General features: G+C 65.2%; 1 protein-coding gene. It reads right to left on the bottom strand.

Features of this window, described 5'->3' with window-relative positions; translation table 11 throughout:
• The coding region (locus E0702_RS16345; RefSeq protein WP_205741988.1) for a BCCT family transporter at positions 1–316 on the bottom strand (316 nt) is incomplete at both ends.

Below are 316 nucleotides of genomic sequence, written 5' to 3'. Positions count from 1 at the left end.
CGCCCGCGGCGTTGATCGTGTTGATGATCAGCACCGCGCTGTCGGCAGAGGTCACCAGGTAGGTCAAGAGCAGGATCACGATCAGCACGGACATGGCATAGGCCAGCCCCTCGGACAGCATCACCGCCAGCATCGCGAAGAGCTGGTCAGCCTGACCCGCCCCCTGGATCGCGCCATCGGCCACGCCGCGAAGTTCGAGGTCGATCGCCGTGCCGCCCACGAGGGCGAACCACACAAAGCACATGATCGCCGGGATGATCATCGCGCCCAGCACGTATTCACGCACCGTGCGGCCCTTGGAGATGCGCGCCAGGAA

The organism is Halomonas marinisediminis, from assembly GCF_004347715.1.
GTDB lineage: Bacteria > Pseudomonadota > Gammaproteobacteria > Pseudomonadales > Halomonadaceae > Halomonas > Halomonas icarae.
This window is presented reverse-complemented; position numbering and strand designations above follow the sequence as displayed.